Raw genomic sequence first — 23,652 nt, 5'->3', positions numbered from 1 at the left:
TGCTATAATGAGTTTAGTAAATAGTAGGAGTGCGCTCGTGTATTCAATTATGATTGTAGAAGATGAATACCTTGTTCGACAAGGTATTTCGTCTTTAGTAGACTTTAAAAAATTTAACATGCAAGTGATAGGTGAGGCTGAAAATGGTTTAGAGGCTTGGGAAAAGATTCAAGCAGAATGCCCAGATATTATCCTGACTGATATTAATATGCCTCAGATGAATGGTATTAAATTAGCCCAATTAGCGAGAGAACAGTATCCGCAATTACATATTATTTTTTTAACAGGGTACGATGATTTTGAATATGCCCTTTCAGCTGTTAAATTAGGTGCGGATGATTATTTACTAAAGCCGTTTTCACGAGAAGATGTTGAAACCATGTTAATAAAAGTGAAAGTGAAATTGGATAAGGAAAAGAAGGAGCACCAGGTGCATGAGCTAGTAGAGCAGGCAGAATTTTCGGCCTTAGAACAAGCTATCCATGACCGATTAGCCGATACAGAATTATCCTTAAAATCTTTAGCCTTTCAATTAGGCTTTAGTCCATCTTATTTGAGTGTATTGCTTAAAAAGGAACTAGGTTTGCCATTTCAAGATTATTTAATTCAAGAGCGAATGAAAAAAGCAAAATTGCTATTGCTAACGACGGATTTAAAAGTATACGAAGTAGCAGAGCAAGTCGGCTTTGAGGATATGAATTACTTTTCTCAACGCTTTAAGCAAATCGTTGGAGTGACACCTCGGCAATTTAAAAAAGGAGACACTCAATGAAACGTTATTCACTTCTGATTCAGCTGGTGATTTATGTTTTTGTTATTATTTTGGTTCTTCTGGGAATTGTCGGAGGACTTTATTATCAAACTAGCTCGGCGGCTATTCGACAAACAACAGAACAAACAACACGTAATACGATTCAGCAAAGTGGGCAGTTTATTACTTCTTACTTGCAAAAATTAAAGGAAACTACTAGTAGTTTAGCTGAAAGCGAGACAGTAAAAACTTATGCACAGAAACCTGATGAAAGGTATGCTGGACAACTCCGTCAATTGCTGGCTATGATTTTAAAAACGGATTCTGATTTGGTATCCGCGGTTTTGGTGACAAAAGATGGCAATTTTATTTCAACTGATCCTGATTTAACAGTGAAAACATCTAGTGATATGATGAAAGAAAACTGGTATCAGGATGCTATTCATAAGGGCGCTATGCCCGTACTGACACCAGCACGAAAAACTGTTGATAAGGAAACGGATGAAAAGTGGGTTATTTCTATTACACAAGAAGTAGTAGATAAAGACGGGAAGAATTTGGGTGTTATTCGGCTTGACATTGGTTATAAGACGTTGGAAGCCTATCTAGATCGCCTGCAACTGGGGAAAGACGGTTTTACCTTCATTGTGAATGACAAACATGATTTTGTCTATCACCCAAAGAAAGCAGTTTATTCATCCGCTACTGAAATGCGTGCGATGGCGCCCTATATTGCTGCAAAAAATGGTTATGTAAAATCAAAGCAGGCCTACGTATCTCAGTACCAAATTCCACATAGTGACTGGACCTTGATTGGTGTGTCTTCTATGGAGCAACTGCATGCTGTGCAAAAACAAATTCTTTGGTCTTTTATCGGAACAGGGTTATTAGCTTTAGGTATTTGTCTTATTGGCATTTGGTTTATCTTGCGTTTATGGATTAAGCCCTTGCATGAGTTGCAAGAGACCATTTTAGCTATCGGATCTGGGAATGCGCACTTGCGAGCTGTTGAAAAAGGATCCCCCGAATTGATTGATTTGGCCAAACAGTTTAATACAATGCTCAATCAGATTGACAAATTGATGATGGCTGTCAAAGAAGAAGAGCAAAATGTCAGAAAATATGAATTACAGGCGCTTTCCAGTCAAATTAACCCTCATTTTTTGTACAATACATTAGATACCATTGTTTGGATGGCAGAATTTAATGATAGCAAAAGTGTTGTAGAAGTCACAAAATCACTGGCTAAGTATTTCCGTTTGGCACTTAATCAAGGTCATGAACAAATTTCTCTCAAGGATGAAATTGATCATGTTCGGCAATATTTGTTCATTCAAAAACAGCGGTATGGAGAGAAATTACAGTATGAAATTGAAGAGTTAAGTGCTTATGATAATTATCAGATTCCAAAATTAATTTTGCAGCCTTTGGTTGAAAATGCGATTTATCATGGTATCAAGGAAATGAATCGTCAAGGGATGATTCGGGTTACTGTTTATGAAAATAGTCATCAACTAATTCTTTCCATTTACGATAATGGTCGAGGATTTGTCGCTCATGATACAGCTGATACTCTCTTGATGCACCTAGGTGGTGTCGGTTTGAAGAATGTTAATCAGCGTTTGCAATTACAATTTGGTAAATCCTATCACATGGAAATTAAATCTGAAGAAAATACTTATACGGAGATTCGTCTCTATTTTCCAAAGGCAAATAAAACCAACTGATGAAAGATTTCAGTTGGTTTTTAATATTTAATTCCCAACACTGGAGAATTTTTTCATGCCGTATTTGAATAGAGCGTAGTTGATAGTAAAAATAACAAGTAGGACTAAAGGAAGTAGCAAACCAATCCAGCCTAGATTTAAAAAATAAAGAGCTGGAAAAAAAGAAGTAAAAGCATAAGGAAATACAAAAATTAGTATCAATTGGATAAAGGTTGGGTAAATTTTGATAGGGTATTGTGCCATTTGATTGAGGGAGAAAATCCCCATTGTGATAGGGAAAGATTCGACAATCCAAAAAGCAAGAGCAGTAGGTCCTAATTGAATAGCAGCATAGAGTAAACCAATACAAATACAGATAAAGACAAAGAGAAGTAGATGAAAAATGTTCCAATGCAGTCCGAGTAAATGATAGGATTGATAAGTTGCAATAGCTCCCATCAGTGTTGTACCAAATCCTTGTAGCTGCACGCGTTCACAAATTAGCTGAAAAAGAGGATTGATGGGCATGATAAGTAGGCGTTCAAACTCACCTTTGCGAATATAGCGGCTTCCAAACATCCAAAGATTGTCAAAGAAAATCAGGTGAACTGAACGTCCGATAGTTGCCATTCCATAAATAAATAGCATTTGTCCATAGTTGAATCCGGCAATTTTCTTGATATTTGCAAATAATACATTTAAAAAGATTAAATAAACAATCTGTTCAATCAAAGAAGAAATAAGTCCAATAAAGAAGTCCATCCTATAAGACATACTAGCAATCAAGTAAGCTTTGAGGTTATAAAAATAAATGCTGATGTATTTCATCTTCAACCTCCTAAAATGACTAAACGACGTTTAGCTTGGTACCAAAGTAGAGCAATAAAAGCTGAAAGTATCGGAATCCAAGCCAACTGAATCCAGAAAAGCTCAAAATTAACCTGTCTTCTCAAAAGGATATTGACCGGAAAATTAACAGCAAAGCTGTAAGGTAATAGTTTCAAAATGTTTGCAATATTTTCTGGATAAAAACTTAGTGGCAAAAGCGCTCCAGAAGCGAGTGAAAAAAGGCCATTTCTGAGAATCAATATTCCCCATGTATTTGCCGTGAAAAAGGCGGTTAAACTAAATCCTAAATCTAGTAAGAGGATAATAAACATTCCTAATAAACTAGAAAATAAGAAAAGCAATCCTGTCTGCCAATTTGGAAGATAAAACTGTCCTTGAAGCAAAGGGATAACTAATAAAATTGGAATGAATTTAACAATTTCAACAATTTTGACAGCAAAGTCTTGGAAAAAGAGCGAAGTAATTAAAGAGTAAGGATAAAGTAGCTCGCCAGTAATATTCCCATCTACAATCATCAGAGATAGATCCCGTCCAATACTAAAACTATTTAGATTTCCTAGTAGATTTGCAAATATAATATAGGTAGTGAACGTTTCTAAAGTATAACCATTAACGTGAGATTGGGTGAAAAAAATGGTTTTCCAAACAAAAATAGAGACAAGAACTTGTATGAAAGTACGAATCAGAGTTGCAACAAAGAAAGATTTATATTGAAGTTGCGTAATAAGAGCTAAGCGTGTGATATGAATATATTTACTCATCAAGCCCCTCCTCATAAATTTGTTTGACGATATTTTCAATTGTCAATTCTTTGATAGCTAGGTCTTCGATTGAATAATGATCAAAAATCTGATTAATAACTTGGGCATTAGTATAAATATCTGTCTGATAATGAATATTGAAATGATAAGAGTCAATTTTCTCAAAACGAAAACCATTGATTTGGAATAGCTCTTCTATTGGCGTTTGCGTTTTGAAAGAAATGGTTTTAACTGTTGAAAACTTTTCTCTTAATTTCGTCAGACTTCCATCATAAACCTTTTTGCCCTTATCAATGATAAAAATTCGTCCACAGAGTGATTCAATATCTTGCATATCATGAGACGTAATGAGAAAAGTTGTCTGATGTTCCATATTCATAAAACGAATAAAAGAACGAATTGTTTCTTTTACGCTGGCATCAAGACCGATTGTAGGTTCATCCAAGAAAACAACGGCAGGTTGATGAATGAATATAGCAGCAAATTCGCAGCGAACTCGTTGCCCGAGCGAAAGATTACGAACAGGCTGGTGAATAAAATCTCCTAGCTGCAACAGGTCAATTAATTGCTCCAAGCGTTCCTCAAAAACTTTATCAGGAACGTCATAGATTTTCGCATGCAAAATAAAAGATTCCAGTACAGGAATATCCCAACGTAAATGTGATTTTTGTCCAAACAAAACGCCAATTTGCTTATTGACTGCTGTACGATGTTTCTGTGGGGTAAGTCCATTAATTTTAACACTACCTCGATCTGGATAAAGAACACCTGTCAGCATTTTTATAGTCGTGGACTTTCCGCTTCCATTCGAACCAATATAACCAACAATTTCACCTTTTTGAACCGTTAATGAAATATTCTGTACAGCGTGAATTTGTTTTTTCTTAGGGTGAAAAAAGGCTTTGATAGAACCTTTAAGGCCTAATTCTTTCTCGACAATACTATATGTCTTATATAATTGATTTGCTTCAATCATCATTATCTCCTTGTGGCAGAAAACGTTTGCGCATATTCATTATTATAGCAAGTTCACGAAATATGCGCAAGTGAATCTTGTGGAATGATCTTTTGTACAGAAAAAAGGATGAGACAAAATTGCTCAACCTTTTCTTTGATTTTTTTAGATCAATGACTGGAAGCAGCAGAAGTAGCATCTGCTTCACCCGTACTGTCGCTGTGACTACCTGCATCTGAAGCACCAGAAGTAGTGTCTGCAGTCGCATTTTCTCCTGTAGGAACAAATAATGGTCCGTTTCCACCAACTAAACGTTGACCAGTCGTTTCTAAGTACCATTCTAACCACGGTCTAAAATTGAAGACAATTTCATTAATACCTGCGTAAGAACCATCTGGATAATACATAGCCTGATAGTTATGTGTATTTAAAACCGTTGAGTTTGGATTTGGAATTAAAGTGCGAACATACTCTTGATTTCCATTACGCAACGTACCCACAACCCATTCAACGTTTTTCATTCTACTAGCTGGGAGTGAATTGTGAACAGTAGATAAGCGATTTCCGGATTGTGATGGTACACGTTTGGCCAGCATCGTATCAGGATCTTGATGCGCATTGTTATAATAGAGGAATTGATTATTATCATCGGCATAAGTCAGTTCAAACGGCATGGACTTCAAAAACATATTGATTTGATCGACCGTCAAAATACCATGATCCAGTTTTACATAAGTATCTCCTGACACAGCGCCAACCATAGTAGCAGCTTTTTCAACCCATTCAGGATCGTCTGGATCAATACCTTGAATTGTTGTCGCAATAGGATTAGTAACATCCAAGTCTTCTGGTTCAATTGGTTTTGGTTTTTTCAATTTTGAAACGACCTCTACATATTTCATAAAATTATCTAAGCAGGTTTCAAGAAATGCAACAGTTCCTTCGTTGCTGATGTTTCCCTCTTCATCAAAGGCCTCTTTGGCTTTTCCAAGCAAAAATTCATTCCCCGGAAGAGTATAAGCATTAACACCTGGGGCATCAAGTATTTTTCGTAAATGTACTTGTGCACGTGAAGTTCCTTGGTCATAGTAAGAAGCTCCTACAATCATAACCGGTTTATTTTCAAATGGATGAACTTCAAATGACAGCCATTCAAGTACACTTTTAAGAGCAGCAGTAATTGTATGATTATGTTCAGGAGTAGCGATAATGACCCCATCCGCACGAGTGATTTTATTGTACAGGAGACGTAGTTGGAAAGATTCATCCCACTTTTCGTCTTGGTTAAACATTGGAACTTCATCAATTTCCAAGACTTCCAATTCAAATTTTAATTTAAAATGTTTTCTGATAAATTCTAATAATTTACGATTATATGATTGTCCTGCATTTGAGCCTACAATTCCTACAAATTTCATTACGTCATTCTCCTTTTACAAGTTTTCCCAGTCAAAGTTTTCAGCTTCTTTGTGCAATAATTCCTGAGCACTGGACAATTTTTCGGTAATTTTCACAAAAAGCCGGAAATCATTAAAGAGTGCATCTAATTTCTGAATGGTGTCTAGGTCAATGAGGTTACCTTCTTTATCGAACGCCTGCAGAGAATGTGACAACAAAAATTCAGAGCCAGGCATAACGGAAGCTTTTAACTCAGGGGCATCCAAAATCTGACGAAGTTGTAATTGTGCGCGAGACGACCCCAAAGTTCCGTAGGAAGCGCCTGTAATCATTACAGGTTTATTAATCATGGGATAAATGCCATAAGATAACCAAGCCAGAGCGCTCATGAGCGAAGCTGGGATGGAGTGGTCATATTCGGGCGTTCCAATAATCACACCGTCAGCGGCTTTTATTTTTTCAGCAATTTCCATTACAATAGTTGGAAGTTTTTTATCTGCAGGCTTATTGAATAGAGGGATATCCTTGATTTCCACTAATTCAATTGCTGCTTTATCCGCAAAATGTTTTTGCATATATTGTAGTAGCTGGCGATTAGTTGAGCGTTTTGAATTGGTGCCAACTAAACCGATGAGTTTTAACATAATCATTTCCTTTCCGACATTAAAAGAGAAGCTCTGGCTTCAAACCAGAAGTGTAAAATAATTGATCATCTTTTGTGATTCCTAGCGCTTCAATCTCTTCTTCTTTTTCAACTTGTTCTAAAATAGAAGTTTGAGTTTCACCAAATAACCGCGTTGTCCAAATTTCTCCATCGACAGATCGATTAGATACAATCGTTAAACTAGCAACATCTGTCTCAACAGGATAGCCAGTTTTGCTATCAAGAATATGGTGATACGATTGTCCCTGTTTTTCAAGGGTTCGTTCATAAATTCCTGAAGTTACAACGGATTGATTCACTATAGGAAGAATAGCCACGTTATGTCCGCGCCTTAATTTAGGATGTTGGATTCCAATCCTCCAAGATCGCTTAGAAACTTGATTGCCTCCGAGAGTCAGCACATTTCCTCCTAAGTTGATAAGCGCTGAAGTGACTCCTTCATTTCTCACAAATTCAATCACCTTATCAGCAATATAACCTTTTGCAACTGCACCAAGGTCAATTTTCATTCCTTTTTCTGCTAAAAAAACACTAGAAGAAGCAGCATCTAACTTAATAGAAGTAGGGTCTATTAAAGAAAGACAGTGTTTAATTTCTTCTGTACTAGGAATTTTTGCATCCGGAAAGCCAATACGCCATGTTTGAACGAGTGGACCGATAGTAATGTTTAAATGACTCTTTCGAGCTAAACTGTGTTTCTTTCCCAACTCAATTAATTCAAATAATTCTGGATGCACCTGAACCCAATTTTTTCCAGCTTGATGATTGATTTTCATCAACTCAGAAGTGTCATCGTTTGCACTAAAGCGCTTTTCATAAAGGAAAAGAAGATGAACAACTTTATCAAGTAACAAGTCGGCTTGATGATGAAGAATTGAAATCGAAATCGTTGTCCCCATTAGGTGAACGGAGCGAGAGGTGAAATCCACTACATCACCTTCCTTCTGTAAATTTGAAATACAAATCTATTATAACACGAAGAGAACGTTTTCACAAACTATTTGTAGAAAATTTTCTGATAATTTCAATGAAATTAGTTGTCTGCTGCCCCAGATAAACTTCTAAATTTTAAAAAATTGAGATTTATAATGAAATCATTCATGAAAAGTTCTATTTTAGTGATAATAAATGTAATATTTTTCAGTTTTATGAGCAAATACATTGTAAACGCTAACACGTTCTGTTATAATGTTTGAGAAAATTAAAATTAAGGTAGGAATTGCTCTATGAGTAAAATTGTCGTTATCGGTGCCAATCATGCCGGCACAGCTTGTATCAATACGATGCTTGACAACTTTGGAAATGAAAATGAAATTGTTGTGTTTGATCAAAATTCCAATATTTCCTTTTTAGGATGTGGAATGGCGCTTTGGATTGGAAAACAAATTGACGGTCCAGAAGGTTTGTTCTATTCAGATAAAGAAAAGCTTGAAGCCAAGGGTGCTAAAGTTTATATGGAAAGTCCTGTTTTGTCCGTTGATTACGACAAAAAAGAAGTGACTGCACTTGTAAATGGGCAAAAGCATGTAGAGTCTTATGAAAAATTGATTTTTGCGACAGGTTCACAACCAATTATTCCACCAATCAAAGGGATTGAAATTGTCGAAGGCAATCGTGAATTTAAAGCAACTATGGAAAATGTTCAATTTGTAAAATTGTATCAAAATTCTGCTGAAGTGATTGAAAAATTGAGAAACAACGAAGGCATCAAGCGCGTTGCCGTTGTCGGAGCTGGATATATTGGTGTAGAACTGGCAGAAGCTTTCGAACGTCTCGGAAAAGAAGTAACCTTGATTGATGTAGCAGATACTTGTCTTGCTGGCTACTACGATCGTGAATTATCTGATTTGATGAGTAAAAACTTAGCAGATCATGGCATTAAATTGGCTTATGGACAAACCGTGCAAGCAGTTGAAGGTTCTGACAAAGTTGAGCGTATTGTAACGGATAAAGAAACATTTGACATAGATATGGTCATTATGGCTGTTGGTTTCCGACCAAACACAGATCTTGGCGCTGGTAAAATTGAACTTTTCCACAACGGCGCATTCCTTGTTGATAAAAAACAAGAAACAAGTCTTTCAGGAGTTTATGCAATTGGTGACTGTGCGACAATTTATGACAATGCTCTAGATGATATGAGTTACATTGCACTTGCTTCTAATGCAGTACGATCAGGTATTGTCGGAGCCTACAACGCGACAGGGCATGAGTTAGAAGGAATTGGTGTGCAAGGTTCAAACGGTATTAATATCTACGATCTTAAAATGGTTTCAACTGGTTTGACCTTGGAAAAAGCAAAAGCTGCTGGCTACAATGCAGTCAAAACTGGCTTTAATGACCTTCAAAAGCCAGAATTTATCAAACACGATAACCATGAAGTAGCTATTCGCATTGTATTCGATAAAGATACACGTGTAATCCTTGGTGCACAAATAGCATCACACGAAGATATTTCAATGGGCATCCATCTCTTCTCACTTGCTATTCAAGAGAAAGTGACGATTGATAAATTGGCTTTGACCGATATTTTCTTCCTGCCTCACTTTAACAAACCTTATAATTATATTACGATGGCAGCACTGACAGCTGAAAAATAGAGATAAAATATTAAACTTACAAACCAGCTTTCGAACGAAACTGGTTTGATTTTTATTTAGAAATTCATTCTCTAAAACAACCTCCATCAATAAGAAAAATTTATGCTAAAATAGAAAGAGAACATATTTGGGAGGCTACGATGTCTATTCAGACACAAGAAGAAGTATCAAATACAAAGAAAGAATTCGCATTTACATCTAGTTCGATCATTCTGCAAGTCTCAAGAGGGATTTTAGTTGGGATTTTCGTGGGTGCAATTGTTGGTTCTTTTCGTTTTTTAATTGAAAAAGGGTTTCATATTATTCAATATTTCTATCAGCAAGGACTTGAACGGATTAGTTTATTTCCTTTTATTCTTCTGCTATTTTACGCTTGCGTGATTTGGATAAGCGCAAAATTAACAAAATCAGAAAGGGATATTAAAGGTTCTGGAATTCCGCAAGTTGAAGCAGAGCTAAAAGGGCTAATAAGCTTGTCTTGGTGGAGTGTCCTTTGGAAAAAGTACATTCTTGGCATTTTAGCTATTGCAAGTGGCTTGATGTTAGGGCGTGAAGGCCCCAGTATTCAGCTTGGAGCAATGGGAGGGAAAGGAATTGCCAGACGTCTTCACTTAAGTCCTGTCGAAGAACGATCTCTGATTGCAAGCGGAGCAGCAGCAGGACTAGCGGCAGCTTTTAATGCCCCGATTGCAGGATTATTGTTTGTCATTGAAGAAGTCTATCATCATTTTTCTCGTTTCTTTTGGGTATCGTCTTTAGCGGCCAGTCTGACAGCGAATTTTGTTTCGCTCATAATCTTTGGATTAACTCCTGTATTAAATATGCCAGATGATATTCCGCTGATGGGTTTAGGGCAGTATTGGCTTTATTTGTTGTTGGGAATTTTTCTTGGTTTTTCTGGCTTTTTATATGAAAAAGTTGTTTTAGCTATGCCTCGGATTTACGATGTAATTGGGAGATATCTGAATCTTTCTCCACAATATTATCCCATTATAGCCTTCGTTTTCATCCTTCCAATAGGATATTTTCTTCCACAGCTTTTAGGCGGTGGCAATCAACTAGTTCTTTCTTTGACTAATCAACATTACTGGCTGATGCCATTAGTGATGTTTTTCATTATTCGCTTTATCTGGAGTATGATTAGCTATGGTAGTGGTCTTCCCGGTGGTATTTTTCTTCCTATTTTAACCTTAGGCTCTCTTTTAGGAGCAATTGCTGGTATTCTTTGTGTGAACTTAGGTTTCGTAACACAAGAGCAATTTCCAATTTTTATCATTTTAGGAATGAGTGGTTATTTTGGTGCTATTTCGAAGGCTCCGTTAACTGCTATCATTTTGGTGACTGAGATGGTTGGTGATATACGAAATCTTATGCCCCTCGGATTGGTCACTCTAGTGGCATATGTTGTAATGGATTTACTGGGTGGAGCACCTGTGTATGAAGCTATGCTAGAGAGAATGCTTCCAGATAGTCTATCAGATAATAGTGAGACGACACTTATTGAAATCCCTGTTTCTGAAAAAATAGCTGGTAAGCAAGTTCATGAGTTGGAGTTACCAAGAGGTATCTTGATTACAATGCAACAGCACAATGGGAAAAATCAGACCGTGAATGGTAGCACGCGCCTTTATCTGGGAGATATGATTTATGTAGTTGTAAAAAAATCAGACATCGGTCGAATTAAGGACATATTACTATAGAGTATTGTGTTAAATAAAAGATGATAATGAATAAGGTGGCGATTTATTTTATTTTTTGCTAATAAACAAGCAAAATGTTATATTAAAACTTTAGGAGGACAATATGTCAACTTCAACACCAAAAGGCACTGCCAAGCGCAGTTTCTATTTTACTTTTATGGCTTTTGCAGATATGTTCCTATTTACTTTTTTTGCTTTTATGATTACTAAATCACTTTTAGGAACTCTGGGATGGGAAATGGACGAGGTGCGTCTGACAGTATCAAGATGATGCTTATCATCACTATCTTTCTCATTTGTTTGTTGTTCGCTTCGGTTGGTCTCTATATTTTAAAAATATCACCCACTATCTATTATTATGAAGATGGATTTACCGTTGGAAAAAATGGCGAGAAGATTCTCTATCAAGGTCTTCAATATCATATTATTCCAGGTACAACACCAAATAAAATGCTTGGAATCCTGTACAAATCTGCCGGTAAAATGATTCGATTGAATGCGCATTTATATGCTTCAAGAAGTCTTGATATGCTTCAAGATGATGTGGTTACTGCCAATCTACCACAAGATATGCAGAAAATTGAAAACGGTCAAACTATTGAATTCCGTGCTCTAAATCCAAATCGTGCTGGTGGACTGAAAACTATCAAAAGTCTAGATAAAAAGATTGAGAACGGCATCAAAGTAAAAATCAATAAAGACAGCATTATATTTGATGATGAGGTGTATAAATGGGCAGAGTATACAGTTGTTTCAGATTATGCAGGGTTGATTGTTATTCTTGATGCTACAACAGATCGTAAAGTTTTAACTTTCGCAAATCACTATATGATTGAACAACCAAACGTCGTAACGAATATTATTAATATCCTTGGAGGTCGTTAATGCTCAGTTTCAAACAATGGAAGGAGCAATTTTACTGGAAAAGTCGCAAAGTAAATAAAATGTTAACTCTCCTTGGAGGCTTATTGGGACTGGCTGCAGCGACAGCTATATTGTATTTCTTTGCAATTTCCAACGAAGTACATCCCCACTTGATTATTTTTGCCCTTCTTCCATGGCTAGGCATTATTTGGTTTTCCATTTTTGATAAGGGAGAAACAAACAATTCTTCAGAAACTTATTGGAACGTTGGTAAGGAGGAAAGAAAATCAAAGTTTGACAAACCTATGCCTAGTTTGGATGGATTTGGCTTTGTGGTAGGACTTGTTTTTTCTTACTTTTCTATCTACTTGTCTGAAGTCCTTGCCTTGGCCTATGCTCAGCAACAGACAGATTCAAAAGCAGATTTATTCTCTCTATTTATCGATATTTTCGTCAATCTTTTAAAAGTGGATCGAGCTAATTATTACGTGTGGTATTACTGGATAGGTTTAACAATTGTTCTCTTTATTGCACTTGGTGGAACTGCACTTGTTACTTATATTTACAGTAAAACACATCTAACACCTGGTCGTAAGCTAACAGACACAGAAAAAGCAAAATTGGCTTATGGAGCTGTCCTGTTTACTAGAAACGGCCTGTCCTATGAGTACCTATTGGGCTATCTACCAACTGGACGAATTTCCGTTAAAGATGCAAAAGAGATGCTGGCAGTAGATTGGGATATCCATAATAAACAGGATGTTTTACAAACTGTGACAGACTTACTGGCAGACAATTTCATCAACGGTTTAGATCAATTGTTGAAGGATATTCGTTCTGGTGAAGCCAATATAGACGACCAAGCTGTGTACGATGATATTGTCAATAACCTCATTGCTCATTATCAATATACCGATGTAGACTTAGGAAAGATTCAAACTTTAAAAGCATGGAACTATGACCGTTTGGTCAATCTGCTGCGTTATGCCTACGTAGCGAAATACATTTCTGAACAAGAAATGTGGACTGCCATCGATCAAGCTATTGTCGGTGCAAAGCGACATTATCACAATTGGAGGCAATATTTTGCTGCAGTATTACTCGGCAGAAGTCTTGGATGGGGCGGCGATTTCGAGAGCAATCGGATCGTTGCCATGAAATTATTAAACAATCCAAACAGTATTTATAAACAATATCCATTTTAAAACTCCAGCGATAGAAATTCTTACTATCGCTGGTTTTTAATTTTCGACTACAATTCAGATTAGTGACTCTTGTGGTATACAAAAGAAAATAGTTGCTTTTTAATGTTTTTTCAGAAATACCGAACGATAAAATAGTTTTTGCTGTATTTTATTGTAATATATGTATATTGTGTTATAATGTCAAAGGAAACGTCAGGAAAGACGTAGCGATGCGAAAGCATAGGTAGGTCATTTTTGCATACAACTTAAGGAGAGTGATATGCTGAACGAATTTCCTATTTTTGATTATGAAGACATTCAATTGATTCCTAATAAATGTATCCTCAAAAGTCGGTCAGAAGCTGATACAACCGTTACTTTTGGAGATCACACCTTTAAACTTCCTGTTGTTCCGGCTAATATGCAAACAATTCTGGATGAAGATACTGCAGAAAAACTAGCTAAATGTGGTTATTTTTATATTATGCATCGTTTCGACGAAGCTAGTCGTCTTCCATTCGTTAAACGTATGCATGAGCAAGGTTTGATTGCCTCTATTTCGGTTGGTGTGAAAGATTATGAATATGATTTCATTAGTCAATTGAAAACAGACGCTCCAGAATATATCACGATTGATATTGCTCATGGGCATTCAGACAGTGTCATTGAAATGATTCAACACATAAAAAAAGAATTACCTAATACCTTTGTGATTGCAGGGAATGTTGGGACACCAGAAGCTGTTCGTGAACTGGAAAATGCTGGAGCAGATGCCACAAAAGTTGGGATTGGCCCTGGGAAAGTTTGCATCACAAAAGTGAAGACCGGATTTGGGACAGGTGGTTGGCAGCTAGCGGCTCTTCGCTGGTGCGCAAAAGCTGCTCGCAAGCCGATTATTGCAGACGGTGGTATTCGCACACATGGCGATATTGCTAAATCTATTCGCTTTGGTGCTACCATGGTAATGATTGGTTCTCTCTTTGCAGGTCATATTGAAAGTCCAGGTCAAACAGTTGAAGTAAATGGTGAACAGTTTAAAGAATATTATGGTTCTGCTTCTGAATACCAAAAAGGCGCTTATAAAAATGTGGAAGGAAAGAAAATCCTTTTACCTGTTAAAGGACATCTTTCGGATACGTTAATTGAAATGGAGCAAGATTTACAAAGTGCTATTTCCTATGCTGGTGGAAAAGATTTAGCTGGTCTGAGGCACGTGGACTATGTCATTGTGAAAAATTCCATTTGGAATGGTGATATACATTAATAATAGAATCATTACTTATTTATATTATGAATTTGGCATAATGTTTCTACAAGGTACCTAATACCTAACAATAAGTAAGTCTTCAAATTTCTTGCTAAATTAGAGCAAAGAATTTTACATTCAATTGCTTAACCAATTGTTTTAGGCTTGCTTTTGGCAAGCTTTTTATTTTTTAAAGGGTGATTTTATGAAATTATTAGAAGAACGCATTCTAAAAGATGGGCATGTTTTAGGGGAAAATATTTTAAAAGTGGATTCATTTCTTACTCATCAAGTTGATGCAAACTTAATGAGAGAAATTGGAAAAGCATTCGCTACCTATTTCAAATCTGCCGGTATTACAAAAGTTGTGACAATTGAAGCATCTGGTATAGCACCTGCCATTTATACAGCTGAAGCACTGGGAGTTCCGATGATTTTTGCGAAAAAGTCAAAAAATATCACTATGACGGAGGGGATTTTAACGGCAGAAGTTTATTCTTTTACCAAGCAAGTAACGAGTACCATCTCGATTGCGGGGAAATTCTTAAATCGCCAGGACAAAGTTCTTATTATCGATGATTTCTTAGCAAATGGACAGGCTGCTAAGGGCCTTATCGATATTATTGAGCAATCAGGCGCCTCTGTAGAAGCGATTGGTATTGTCATTGAAAAATCATTCCAAGAAGGTAGAAAGTTACTAGAAGAAGATAAGCGAAAAGTCGTTTCTTTAGCTCGTATTCAAAAATTTGAAAATAGAAAAATTGTATTTATGGAGGCCGATGCATAATGAATTATAAAGAAAAAAAGCACTCACAAGCGGCTATCTTAGGTTTGCAACACTTATTAGCGATGTATTCAGGGTCAATCCTTGTCCCTATCATGATTGCTAGTGCATTAGGTTATTCGAGTCAACAGCTGACCTACCTTATTTCTACAGATATTTTCATGTGTGGTGTGGCAACATTTTTACAATTACAACTCAATAAATATTTTGGCATCGGCTTGCCAGTCGTACTTGGGGTTGCCTTTCAATCGGTTGCCCCTTTGATCATGATTGGTCAAAAACATGGAAGTGGAGCTATGTTTGGAGCACTCATCGTCTCTGGTGTTTACGTTCTTTTGATTGCAGGATTTTGTTCTAAAATTGCTAATTTTTTTCCAGCAATTGTGACAGGATCAGTAATTACAACCATCGGATTGACACTCATTCCAGTTGCCATTGGTAATATGGGAAATAATAGTGAAAAACCAACTGCCCAAAGCTTATTGTTAGCTGCTGTTACAATTTTAATAATACTTCTGGTAAATATCTTCGCAAAAGGCTTTCTCAAATCCATTGCCATTTTGATTGGTTTAATGGTCGGAACAATTGTTGCTAGTTGTATGGGCTTAGTAGATTTTACTCCAGTAACTCAAGCACCTCTTATGCACGTTCCAACACCGTTTTATTTTGGGATTCCCAAGTTTGAATTTTCATCAATCATCATGATGTGTATCATCGCAACCGTTTCTCTGGTTGAATCAACAGGCGTTTATTTTGCGCTTTCAGATATTTCAAAGGAAACACTAGACAGCACTCGCCTGCGAAATGGTTATCGAGCAGAAGGAATTGCTGTACTGTTGGGCGGTATTTTCAACACGTTCCCATATACAGGATTTTCACAAAATGTTGGTTTAGTCAAACTTTCTGGAATTAAAACACGTCTTCCAATCTATTATGCAGCAAGCTTTCTTATCTTGTTAGGATTACTACCAAAATTCGGAGCTTTAGCACAAATTATTCCAAGCCCTGTACTTGGTGGCGCTATGCTTATCATGTTTGGTTTTGTTTCAGTTCAGGGAATGCAAATGCTAGCACGAGTTGATTTTGAACACAATGAGCATGATTTCTTGATTGCTGCTGTATCTATTTCTGCTGGAGTCGGCTTAAATGGAAGTAATCTTTTTAACAGCCTACCAACTGGCTTGCAAATGTTTTTCTCAAACGGAATTGTCATGGCAAGTGTAATTGCAATTGCCTTAAACCTTATTTTAAATCATAAGAAGAAATAAAGTTCGACAAGACTAGGAAGATTTTCTCCTAGCCTTTTTGACTATTCCAATTGCTTATAGTATAGTTAAGAGAGAAAGAACTGTTTGAGGAGATTTTATGTACCAAACTCGCAATTTAAAAGAACGAATGATATTATTCGTCTCAATTTTTTTGCCAATTTTGATTTATCAACTTGCCAATTTTTCAGCCTCTTTTGTAGACACAACAATGACGGGACATTACAATACTTTGCATCTAGCTGGAGTTTCAATGGCGACTAGTTTATGGAGTCCTTTCTTTACTTTTCTAACTGGCATTGTCTCAGCTTTGGTTCCGATTATTGGGCATCATTTAGGACAAAAACGAGAAGAAAAAGTCGCTTCTGATTTTTATCAGTTTATTTATTTGTCTCTTGGCTTATCTCTTCTCTTGTTCGGACTCGTATTTTTAGGTGGGCCGCTGGTTCTGTCCAATATGAGTTTAGAACCTTTAGTAGCAAAAGTTGCTATACATTATCTCTGGTATTTAGCGTTTGGAATTATCCCACTACTTTTATTTCTGGAAGGCATGCGCCTAGGTTTTCCTATTGGAGGGACCGTTTTTGCAGAAGTTGTGATATTTTCAGTTGTCGGTTTACTCATGGCAAAATTTTCTTCATTAGTCATTGCCAGTCACCAATCTGCTATTAATTTTTCAAATCTTATGTATGCTTTCCCCATGAGCATTTCTAATGCAATGGCGATTATCGTATCTTACGAAATTGGTGCTCAACGACTAGATGTTGTGAGAAAATATTGTACTCTTGGGAGAGTGACCGCACTGGGATTTGCTATGTTCACACTGACATTTTTATATCTTTTTCGTCATCAAGTCGCTTCATTGTATGGAACGAACAAAGAATTCATTCGTCTGACATCCATTTTCTTAACTTATAGTTTGTTTTTTCAATTAGCAGATACTTTTGCAGCGCCTCTGCAAGGAATTTTACGCGGTTATAAGGATACAAAAGTGCCATTTTATTTGGGATTGATTGGTTATTGGGGGGTGGCGTTACCAGTTGGATTACTATTAGATCACCTCACAAATTTAGGTCCCTTTGCTTATTGGTTTGGCCTAATTATCAGTCTGGTTGTTAGTGGCATTTTATATCAACTCCGACTTAACCATATTCAAAAAAGAAATTAGGTTATCTACCGCACATGCATTCTTACTATTTTGAAACAAAAAAGAATCTCAGATTTTTATCCAAGATTCTTTTTTGTTATTTTGTACGCATTTCTCCTTGTGGGAAATAACTTCCTTCTGGCATATCATTAATAATGACATGAACAGCAGATTGTGGTGCGCCAGTATTTTTCACGACAGCAGCAGTGATTTCTTTTGCAAGAGCTTTTTTTTGCTCTAAAGTACGTCCTTCAAATAAATCAATTCTGACAAATGGCATTTCATTTCTCCTTTTTATATTTGATATTTTTATTTTATCACAAATTAGGTTTTAAAGAGTGTCAGAATATGGTAAAATAAGAAGTATTAAAAATTGGAGAAATTTGAAACGAATCAAGAAAAATGGCTCAATTATATTATAAATATGGCACGATGAATTCGGGCAAAACCATTGAAATTTTAAAAGTGGCACACAATTACGAAGAACAGGGCAAAGGTGTTGTTATCATGACGAGTGCACTTGATACACGTGATGGTTTCGGTGTTGTTTCTAGTCGTATTGGCATGAAACGAAAAGCAATGGCAATAGCAGAAGATACTGATATTTTCCACTTCATTCAAGAAATGCCTGAAAAACCTTATTGTGTATTGATTGATGAAGCACAATTTCTATCTCGTCATCATGTCTATGACTTGGCGAAAGTGGTTGATGAATTAAATGTACCAGTTATGGCTTTTGGTTTGAAAAATGATTTCCAAAATGAGTTATTTGAAGGTTCTAAGTATCTCCTACTTTTAGCAGATAAGATTGATGAAATTAAAACGATTTGTCAATTTTGTTCTAAAAAGGCAACTATGGTATTAAGAACAACAAATGGTCAGCCAGTTTATGAGGGAGAACAGATTCAAATCGGTGGAAACGAAACCTATATCCCAGTCTGTAGGAAGCACTATTTCCATCCAGAAATCGAGGAAATAAAGAATGAAAGAGAGAATAGCAAGCAATGAATATTTATGAACAGCTACAAGCCGTTGAAGATCGTTATGAAGAATTGGGAGAGCTTCTGAGTGATCCTGATGTTGTCAGTAATACTAAGCGTTTCATGGAATTATCCAAAGAAGAGGCAAGCACGCGCGATACGGTAGCAGCTTATCGTGAATATAAAAGGGTTCTTCAAAATATTACAGATGCGGAAGAAATGATTAAAGATGCTACTGGCGACGCTGATTTGGAAGAAATGGCAAAGCAAGAACTCAAAGATGCGAAAACTGAAAAGGAAGAATATGAGGAAAAATTGAAAATTCTTCTTCTTCCAAAAGATCCAAACGATGATAAAAATATTATCTTAGAAATCCGTGGTGCAGCGGGAGGTGATGAAGCCTCACTTTTTGCTGGCGACCTCCTAACAATGTATCAAAAATACGCTGAATCACAAGGCTGGAAATTTGAAATCATGGAAGCCTCCATGAATGGGGTTGGGGGCTTCAAAGAAGTAGTAGCTATGGTTTCTGGGCAAGCTGTGTATTCCAAATTAAAATACGAATCAGGTGCCCACCGTGTACAGCGTGTTCCAGTGACAGAAAGCCAAGGACGAGTTCATACTTCAACAGCGACCGTCTTAGTCATGCCCGAAATCGAAGAAATAGAATACGATATTGATCCAAAAGATCTTCGAATTGATATTTATCATGCTTCTGGTGCTGGTGGTCAGAATGTCAATAAAGTCGCAACAGCCGTTCGGATCGTTCACTTGCCAACAAATATCAAAGTTGAAATGCAAGAAGAAAGAACGCAACAGAAGAATCGTGACAAGGCTATGAAGATTATCCGTGCACGCGTAGCTGACCATTTTGCGCAAATCGCACAAGACGAGCAAGATGCCGAGCGAAAATCGACCATCGGGACTGGGGATCGCTCAGAACGGATTCGTACCTATAATTTCCCACAAAATCGTGTGACAGACCATCGTATTGGTTTGACACTGCAAAAATTAGATACGATTTTAGCTGGAAAATTAGATGAAATCGTAGATGCTTTGGTATTGTATGATCAAACACAAAAATTAGAAGAACTGAATAAATAATGAAATTAGCTCAAATTCTTGCTGAAATGGAAATCGAGCTTGAAGCAGTTGGGGAAGAAGCAGAAAGCTTATCCTTTGCTTTTCGAGCCTTAAAAGACTTATCTTTCACCGAATTTGTGATGAAAATGCACACAGAAGCAGCAGTAGATGATGTAAAGTTACTAAAAGAAATTCAAACTCAATTATTAGCTCATAAACCTGCTCAATATATTATTGGCCATGCAGAATTTTTGGGCCGCTCCTTTAAAGTAGATGAACGCGTGCTGATTCCACGACCGGAAACTGAAGAATTGGTCACCCTCATTTTGGCTGAAAATCCTAATATCAATATTAAAATTTTAGATATTGGAACTGGAAGCGGAGTAATTGCTTTATCTTTAGCTGCTGAGCGTGATAAGTGGCAGATTACAGCTTCTGATATTTCCCAAGATGCTCTGGATTTAGCGCAAGAAAATGCAAAATCTATCAATGTAATGGTAGACTTTATTCAGTCTAATTGTTTTCAGAAGATTACGGGAAAGTATGATATTATTGTATCTAATCCACCTTATATTTCAGAGATAGATATAGAGGAAGTAGCGACAAACGTCCTTGCCTCAGAGCCACATCTTGCTCTTTTTGCCGAAGAAGATGGATATGCCGTTTATCGAAAAATTGCTGAAAGTGCCCCAAATCATTTAACAGAAAAAGGAAAGATTTATCTCGAAATTGGCTACAAACAAGGGGAAAAGGTCAAAAAAATCTTTGAGTCCACACTTCCCAAAATGAGAATTCGCATCTTACAAGATCAATTCGGAAAAGATAGAATGGTAGTGATAGATAATGGATAAAATTGAGGAAATACTGAGTGGCGGAGGAGCAGTCGTGTTACCAACCGAAACGGTATATGGTTTATTTTGCAAAGCCTTAGATAAACAGGCTGTCAAACATGTTTATAACTTAAAAGGAAGACCTCGCAACAAAGCTTTGAACCTAAACGTTTCAAGTTTAGAAGATATTTATCAATTTTCTAAATATCAGCCTCAGTATCTAGAAAAGCTTTACCGAACTTTTCTACCGGGTCCTTTAACGATTATTTTACAAGCTAATGAACAAGTTCCGACTTGGGTAAATTCAGGTATGAAAACAGTTGGTTTTCGTGTTCCTAACCATCCCAAAACTTTGGACTTGATTAGAAAATTTGGACCTCTCATTGGTCCGTCTGCAAATTTATCTGGAAAGAGTAGTGGAGTAAACTTTCAGCAAATTATGATAGAGTTCAACCATAAAGTTCTTGGTATAGAAGATGATATCTTTCTAACAGGTCAGGATTCAACTATTTTGGATTTATCTGGAGAAACCGCACATATTCTACGTCAAGGGGCTGTTACTCGTGCAGAAATCCTTGCTAAAATTCCAGAAATCGGTTTTCAAAAAATCAACTAGTAGGTTTTGAACCATTTTGACAGAAGGGAGACTCTTATGATTTTTGATCATAAAGACTATAAAGAATATGACGGTGAGCTCTGGGAAGCCATTACTACAGAAGAAAAACGTCAGCAAAACAATATTGAATTAATAGCTTCAGAAAATGTTGTTTCAAAAGCGGTTATGGCAGCACAAGGCTCTATTTTAACCAACAAATATGCAGAAGGTTATCCAGGTCATCGTTATTATGGCGGTACAAATGTTGTAGATGTGATTGAAACGTTAGCGATTGAACGTGCCAAGAAAATATTTGGAGCACAATTCGCTAATGTCCAACCTCACTCAGGTAGTCAAGCAAATTGTGCAGCTTATATGGCCTTAATCAAGCCAGGCGACACAGTAATGGGAATGGATCTTGCGGCAGGTGGACATTTGACACACGGTGCTGCTGTTAGCTTCTCTGGAAAAAACTACAACTTTGTACCTTACAATGTTGATTCTGAAACTGAACTATTAGATTTTGAGGCTATTTTGGCACAAGCTAAAGAAGTCAGACCCAAATTGATTGTTGCAGGAGCTTCTGCCTATTCACATATTATTGATTTTGCAAAATTTCGTGAAATTGCAGATACTGTCGGAGCAAAACTGATGGTAGATATGGCTCATATTGCTGGTTTAGTTGCTGCTGGTTTGCATCCAAGCCCAGTACCTTATGCACATATTACAACAACTACCACTCATAAAACTCTTAGAGGTCCTCGCGGAGGTCTCATTTTAACCAATGATGAAGAGTTAGCAAAAAAGATTAATTCTGCAATCTTCCCAGGAATTCAAGGGGGACCATTGGAGCACGTAGTAGCTGCTAAAGCAGCTGCTTTCAAAGAAGTATTAGATCCAGCTTTCAAAGTTTATGCTCAGCAGATTTTGGATAATGCTAAGGCAATGGTTCAAGTATTCCAGCAACATGCTAATTTCCGTGTCATTTCAGGTGGTACGGAGAATCATCTTTTTCTTGTGGATGTGACCAAAGTGGTTGAAAATGGAAAAATTGCTCAAGATTTATTGGATAATGTACACATTACCCTCAACAAAAACTCTATTCCTTATGAAACTTTATCGCCATTTAAAACAAGTGGAATTCGGATTGGAACTGCAGCTATTACTGCTCGTGGTTTTGGCGAAACAGAAAGTATTAAAGTAGCAGAATTGATTATTAAAACTTTAGAAAACGCTGATAACGAAATTATTTTAGAGCAGGTTCGTGCAGAAGTCAAGGGATTGACAGATGCCTTTCCGCTATACGAGGTTTGAAATGGACATTTACATAAAAAAAGCTATTATTCATCAATTTAGTCCATCAGATACCGATCTTCTTTTAGCAGATAAATATCTTGATATTACTCCCAAAATTGAAGAATATCTTCGCAGGAAGATTGAACGTGTCTATTCAGATGAGGCTAAAACAGGTATTTTCACAGAAGATAGTGTCTTTTTATCACATATTACAAAAGACCTTTTAGAAACATCCATCACAGTTGCCAATCTCTGGAAAGAGGAATTTTTGGTAAGCGAAAATCAGAAAACCAACGATTTGATGTTTGTTCAATTTGACAAAGAAGGCGTTGAGCATTTTGCTTTTTTGCGCATTGCTTTGAGAGAAACATTCACTCACTTGGGTGGACAAGTAGACAATCCTATCAAGATTACCCAGAATAACTTGCCTGGATTTGGTACAGGTGCTGATGAGGCTTTGGTTATTAACCTTCAATCTCGTAAATACCATTTGATTGAAAAACGGATTAAATACAATGGGACTTTTTTCAATTATTTTTCTGATAGCCTGTTACAAGTCAAGCCTAAAACTTCACCTAAAAAATCTATTAAAGCCTTAGAAAAAACGGCTCAAAAAGTCGCAGAAAGTTTTAATCAGGATGATTTCCAATTTCAATCCAAGGTTAAATCGTCTATTTTTAAAAACTTAGAAGAAAACGATGAATTGTCGCCAGAAAAACTAGCTGATGAATTATTTGATAACAATCTTACAGCTCGCTTGACTTTTATAGATCGGGTAAAGGAAGTTATTCCAGAAACTGTTAAATTCGATGAAGTTGATAGTAGCCGTCAGAAGAAAAAATTTGAAAATCAAAAACTCTCCCTTTCAAATGGAATTGAACTCATTGTCCCCAATAACATCTATCAAGATGCAGAATCTGTAGAATTCATACAAAACGACAATGGAACTTATTCCATTCTCATCAAAAACATAGAAGATATTCAAAGTAAATAA

At 36.6% G+C, this 23,652-nt stretch carries 24 protein-coding genes and 1 riboswitch; of the genes, 17 read left to right on the top strand and 7 right to left on the bottom strand.

The genetic code is table 11. The annotated features are described in order from the left end of the window. Positions 1 to 37: 37 nt before the first annotated feature. Together HMPREF1654_RS06310 and HMPREF1654_RS06305 are read left to right on the top strand one after the other, a co-directional pair. A complete protein-coding gene (locus HMPREF1654_RS06310) occupies positions 38 to 772 on the top strand; it encodes a response regulator transcription factor (protein WP_003076277.1) in 735 nt (244 codons plus the stop codon). After that, complete coding sequence (locus HMPREF1654_RS06305) at positions 769 to 2,478, top strand: cache domain-containing sensor histidine kinase (RefSeq protein WP_003076471.1); 1,710 nt, start codon at positions 769 to 771, stop codon at positions 2,476 to 2,478. The genes HMPREF1654_RS06310 and HMPREF1654_RS06305 overlap by 4 nt, the downstream gene beginning before the upstream one ends. Before the next feature lie 27 nt (positions 2,479 to 2,505). Here the strand turns inward: HMPREF1654_RS06305 and HMPREF1654_RS06300 are convergent, their stop codons facing one another. The 6 genes from HMPREF1654_RS06300 to HMPREF1654_RS06275 form a co-directional block, all read right to left on the bottom strand. Next, complete coding sequence (locus tag HMPREF1654_RS06300; protein ID WP_003076709.1) at positions 2,506 to 3,285, bottom strand: ABC transporter permease; 780 nt, start codon at positions 3,283 to 3,285, stop codon at positions 2,506 to 2,508. A 2-nt stretch (positions 3,286 to 3,287) separates the two neighbouring features. Beyond that, positions 3,288 to 4,067, bottom strand: a complete 780-nt coding sequence (locus HMPREF1654_RS06295) for an ABC transporter permease (protein ID WP_003077011.1) — start codon at positions 4,065 to 4,067, stop codon at positions 3,288 to 3,290. Further along, positions 4,060 to 5,043, bottom strand: a complete 984-nt coding sequence (locus tag HMPREF1654_RS06290; protein ID WP_003072731.1) for an ABC transporter ATP-binding protein — start codon at positions 5,041 to 5,043, stop codon at positions 4,060 to 4,062. The genes HMPREF1654_RS06295 and HMPREF1654_RS06290 overlap by 8 nt, the downstream gene beginning before the upstream one ends. A 149-nt stretch (positions 5,044 to 5,192) precedes the next feature. After that, on the bottom strand, positions 5,193 to 6,440 hold the full coding sequence (locus HMPREF1654_RS06285; protein WP_003076310.1) for an NAD(P)H-dependent oxidoreductase: 1,248 nt from the start codon (positions 6,438 to 6,440) through the stop codon (positions 5,193 to 5,195). Positions 6,441 to 6,455: 15 nt separating this feature from the next. After that, a complete protein-coding gene (locus HMPREF1654_RS06280; RefSeq protein ID WP_003072727.1) occupies positions 6,456 to 7,064 on the bottom strand; it encodes an NADPH-dependent FMN reductase in 609 nt (202 codons plus the stop codon). 19 nt (positions 7,065 to 7,083) lie between these two features. After that, on the bottom strand, positions 7,084 to 8,013 hold the full coding sequence (locus HMPREF1654_RS06275; RefSeq protein WP_003076731.1) for an FAD:protein FMN transferase: 930 nt from the start codon (positions 8,011 to 8,013) through the stop codon (positions 7,084 to 7,086). Positions 8,014 to 8,310: 297 nt separating this feature from the next. On the opposite strand from HMPREF1654_RS06275, the gene nox reads away from it, so the two are divergent. The 9 genes from nox (at position 8,311) to HMPREF1654_RS06235 (ending at position 17,895) form a co-directional block, all read left to right on the top strand. Then, positions 8,311 to 9,684 carry a H2O-forming NADH oxidase gene (gene nox, locus HMPREF1654_RS06270; protein ID WP_003076456.1) on the top strand — a complete coding sequence of 458 codons (1,374 nt, stop codon included), beginning with the start codon at positions 8,311 to 8,313 and terminating at the stop codon, positions 9,682 to 9,684. Positions 9,685 to 9,824: 140 nt separating this feature from the next. Next, positions 9,825 to 11,384 (top strand): ClC family H(+)/Cl(-) exchange transporter, encoded by a 1,560-nt coding sequence (locus HMPREF1654_RS06265; RefSeq protein WP_003072721.1) that lies wholly within the window; start codon positions 9,825 to 9,827, stop codon positions 11,382 to 11,384. 103 nt (positions 11,385 to 11,487) lie between these two features. Next, a complete protein-coding gene (locus HMPREF1654_RS10045; RefSeq protein ID WP_003076427.1) occupies positions 11,488 to 11,655 on the top strand; it encodes a hypothetical protein in 168 nt (55 codons plus the stop codon). Further along, on the top strand, positions 11,616 to 12,269 hold the full coding sequence (locus HMPREF1654_RS06260) for a hypothetical protein (RefSeq protein WP_003076748.1): 654 nt from the start codon (positions 11,616 to 11,618) through the stop codon (positions 12,267 to 12,269). Before HMPREF1654_RS10045 ends, HMPREF1654_RS06260 begins: the two co-directional genes overlap by 40 nt. Then, complete coding sequence (locus HMPREF1654_RS06255) at positions 12,269 to 13,453, top strand: DUF1266 domain-containing protein (protein WP_003076992.1); 1,185 nt, start codon at positions 12,269 to 12,271, stop codon at positions 13,451 to 13,453. The genes HMPREF1654_RS06260 and HMPREF1654_RS06255 overlap by 1 nt, the downstream gene beginning before the upstream one ends. Positions 13,454 to 13,712: 259 nt before the next feature. Then, positions 13,713 to 14,696: a GMP reductase gene (gene guaC / locus HMPREF1654_RS06250; protein ID WP_003072710.1), complete on the top strand. Its 984-nt coding sequence runs from the start codon at positions 13,713 to 13,715 to the stop codon at positions 14,694 to 14,696. Further along, a riboswitch (purine riboswitch) is annotated at positions 14,692 to 14,787 on the top strand. Its footprint overlaps the gene before it by 5 nt. 96 nt (positions 14,788 to 14,883) lie before the next feature. Next, positions 14,884 to 15,465, top strand: coding sequence for a xanthine phosphoribosyltransferase (locus HMPREF1654_RS06245; protein ID WP_003076355.1), 582 nt, complete (start codon positions 14,884 to 14,886; stop codon positions 15,463 to 15,465). Further along, positions 15,465 to 16,730 (top strand): nucleobase:cation symporter-2 family protein, encoded by a 1,266-nt coding sequence (locus HMPREF1654_RS06240; RefSeq protein WP_003072704.1) that lies wholly within the window; start codon positions 15,465 to 15,467, stop codon positions 16,728 to 16,730. The genes HMPREF1654_RS06245 and HMPREF1654_RS06240 overlap by 1 nt, the downstream gene beginning before the upstream one ends. Before the next feature lie 97 nt (positions 16,731 to 16,827). After that, entirely contained in the window at positions 16,828 to 17,895 is a 1,068-nt protein-coding gene (locus HMPREF1654_RS06235; protein WP_003076563.1) for an MATE family efflux transporter, read from the top strand. Between the two features lie 76 nt (positions 17,896 to 17,971). On the opposite strand, the gene HMPREF1654_RS06230 is transcribed toward HMPREF1654_RS06235, so the two are convergent. Further along, on the bottom strand, positions 17,972 to 18,172 hold the full coding sequence (locus HMPREF1654_RS06230) for a 4-oxalocrotonate tautomerase (RefSeq protein WP_257995685.1): 201 nt from the start codon (positions 18,170 to 18,172) through the stop codon (positions 17,972 to 17,974). Between the two features lie 104 nt (positions 18,173 to 18,276). On the opposite strand from HMPREF1654_RS06230, the gene HMPREF1654_RS06225 reads away from it, so the two are divergent. From HMPREF1654_RS06225 to HMPREF1654_RS06200, 6 genes are read left to right on the top strand one after another with little or no spacing between them, the layout of a single operon-like run. Beyond that, positions 18,277 to 18,882: a thymidine kinase gene (locus HMPREF1654_RS06225; RefSeq protein WP_003077040.1), complete on the top strand. Its 606-nt coding sequence runs from the start codon at positions 18,277 to 18,279 to the stop codon at positions 18,880 to 18,882. After that, positions 18,879 to 19,958, top strand: coding sequence for a peptide chain release factor 1 (gene prfA / locus HMPREF1654_RS06220; protein WP_003076517.1), 1,080 nt, complete (start codon positions 18,879 to 18,881; stop codon positions 19,956 to 19,958). The genes HMPREF1654_RS06225 and prfA overlap by 4 nt, the downstream gene beginning before the upstream one ends. After that, positions 19,958 to 20,788: a peptide chain release factor N(5)-glutamine methyltransferase gene (gene prmC / locus HMPREF1654_RS06215; protein WP_003076902.1), complete on the top strand. Its 831-nt coding sequence runs from the start codon at positions 19,958 to 19,960 to the stop codon at positions 20,786 to 20,788. The genes prfA and prmC overlap by 1 nt, the downstream gene beginning before the upstream one ends. Continuing rightward, positions 20,781 to 21,383 carry an L-threonylcarbamoyladenylate synthase gene (locus tag HMPREF1654_RS06210; RefSeq protein ID WP_003076811.1) on the top strand — a complete coding sequence of 201 codons (603 nt, stop codon included), beginning with the start codon at positions 20,781 to 20,783 and terminating at the stop codon, positions 21,381 to 21,383. Before prmC ends, HMPREF1654_RS06210 begins: the two co-directional genes overlap by 8 nt. A 36-nt stretch (positions 21,384 to 21,419) precedes the next feature. Further along, entirely contained in the window at positions 21,420 to 22,676 is a 1,257-nt protein-coding gene (gene glyA, locus HMPREF1654_RS06205) for a serine hydroxymethyltransferase (RefSeq protein ID WP_003076431.1), read from the top strand. 1 nt (position 22,677) lies between these two features. Next, the gene (locus tag HMPREF1654_RS06200; RefSeq protein WP_003076656.1) at positions 22,678 to 23,652 is read left to right on the top strand and encodes a nucleoid-associated protein; all 975 of its coding nucleotides are present in this window, start codon (positions 22,678 to 22,680) and stop codon (positions 23,650 to 23,652) included.

This window comes from Streptococcus intermedius SK54 = ATCC 27335 (assembly GCF_000413475.1).
In the GTDB taxonomy this organism is placed as follows: domain Bacteria; phylum Bacillota; class Bacilli; order Lactobacillales; family Streptococcaceae; genus Streptococcus; species Streptococcus intermedius.
The sequence above is the reverse complement of the archived record's forward strand: the minus strand, read 5'-3'. Positions and strand labels throughout refer to the sequence as shown.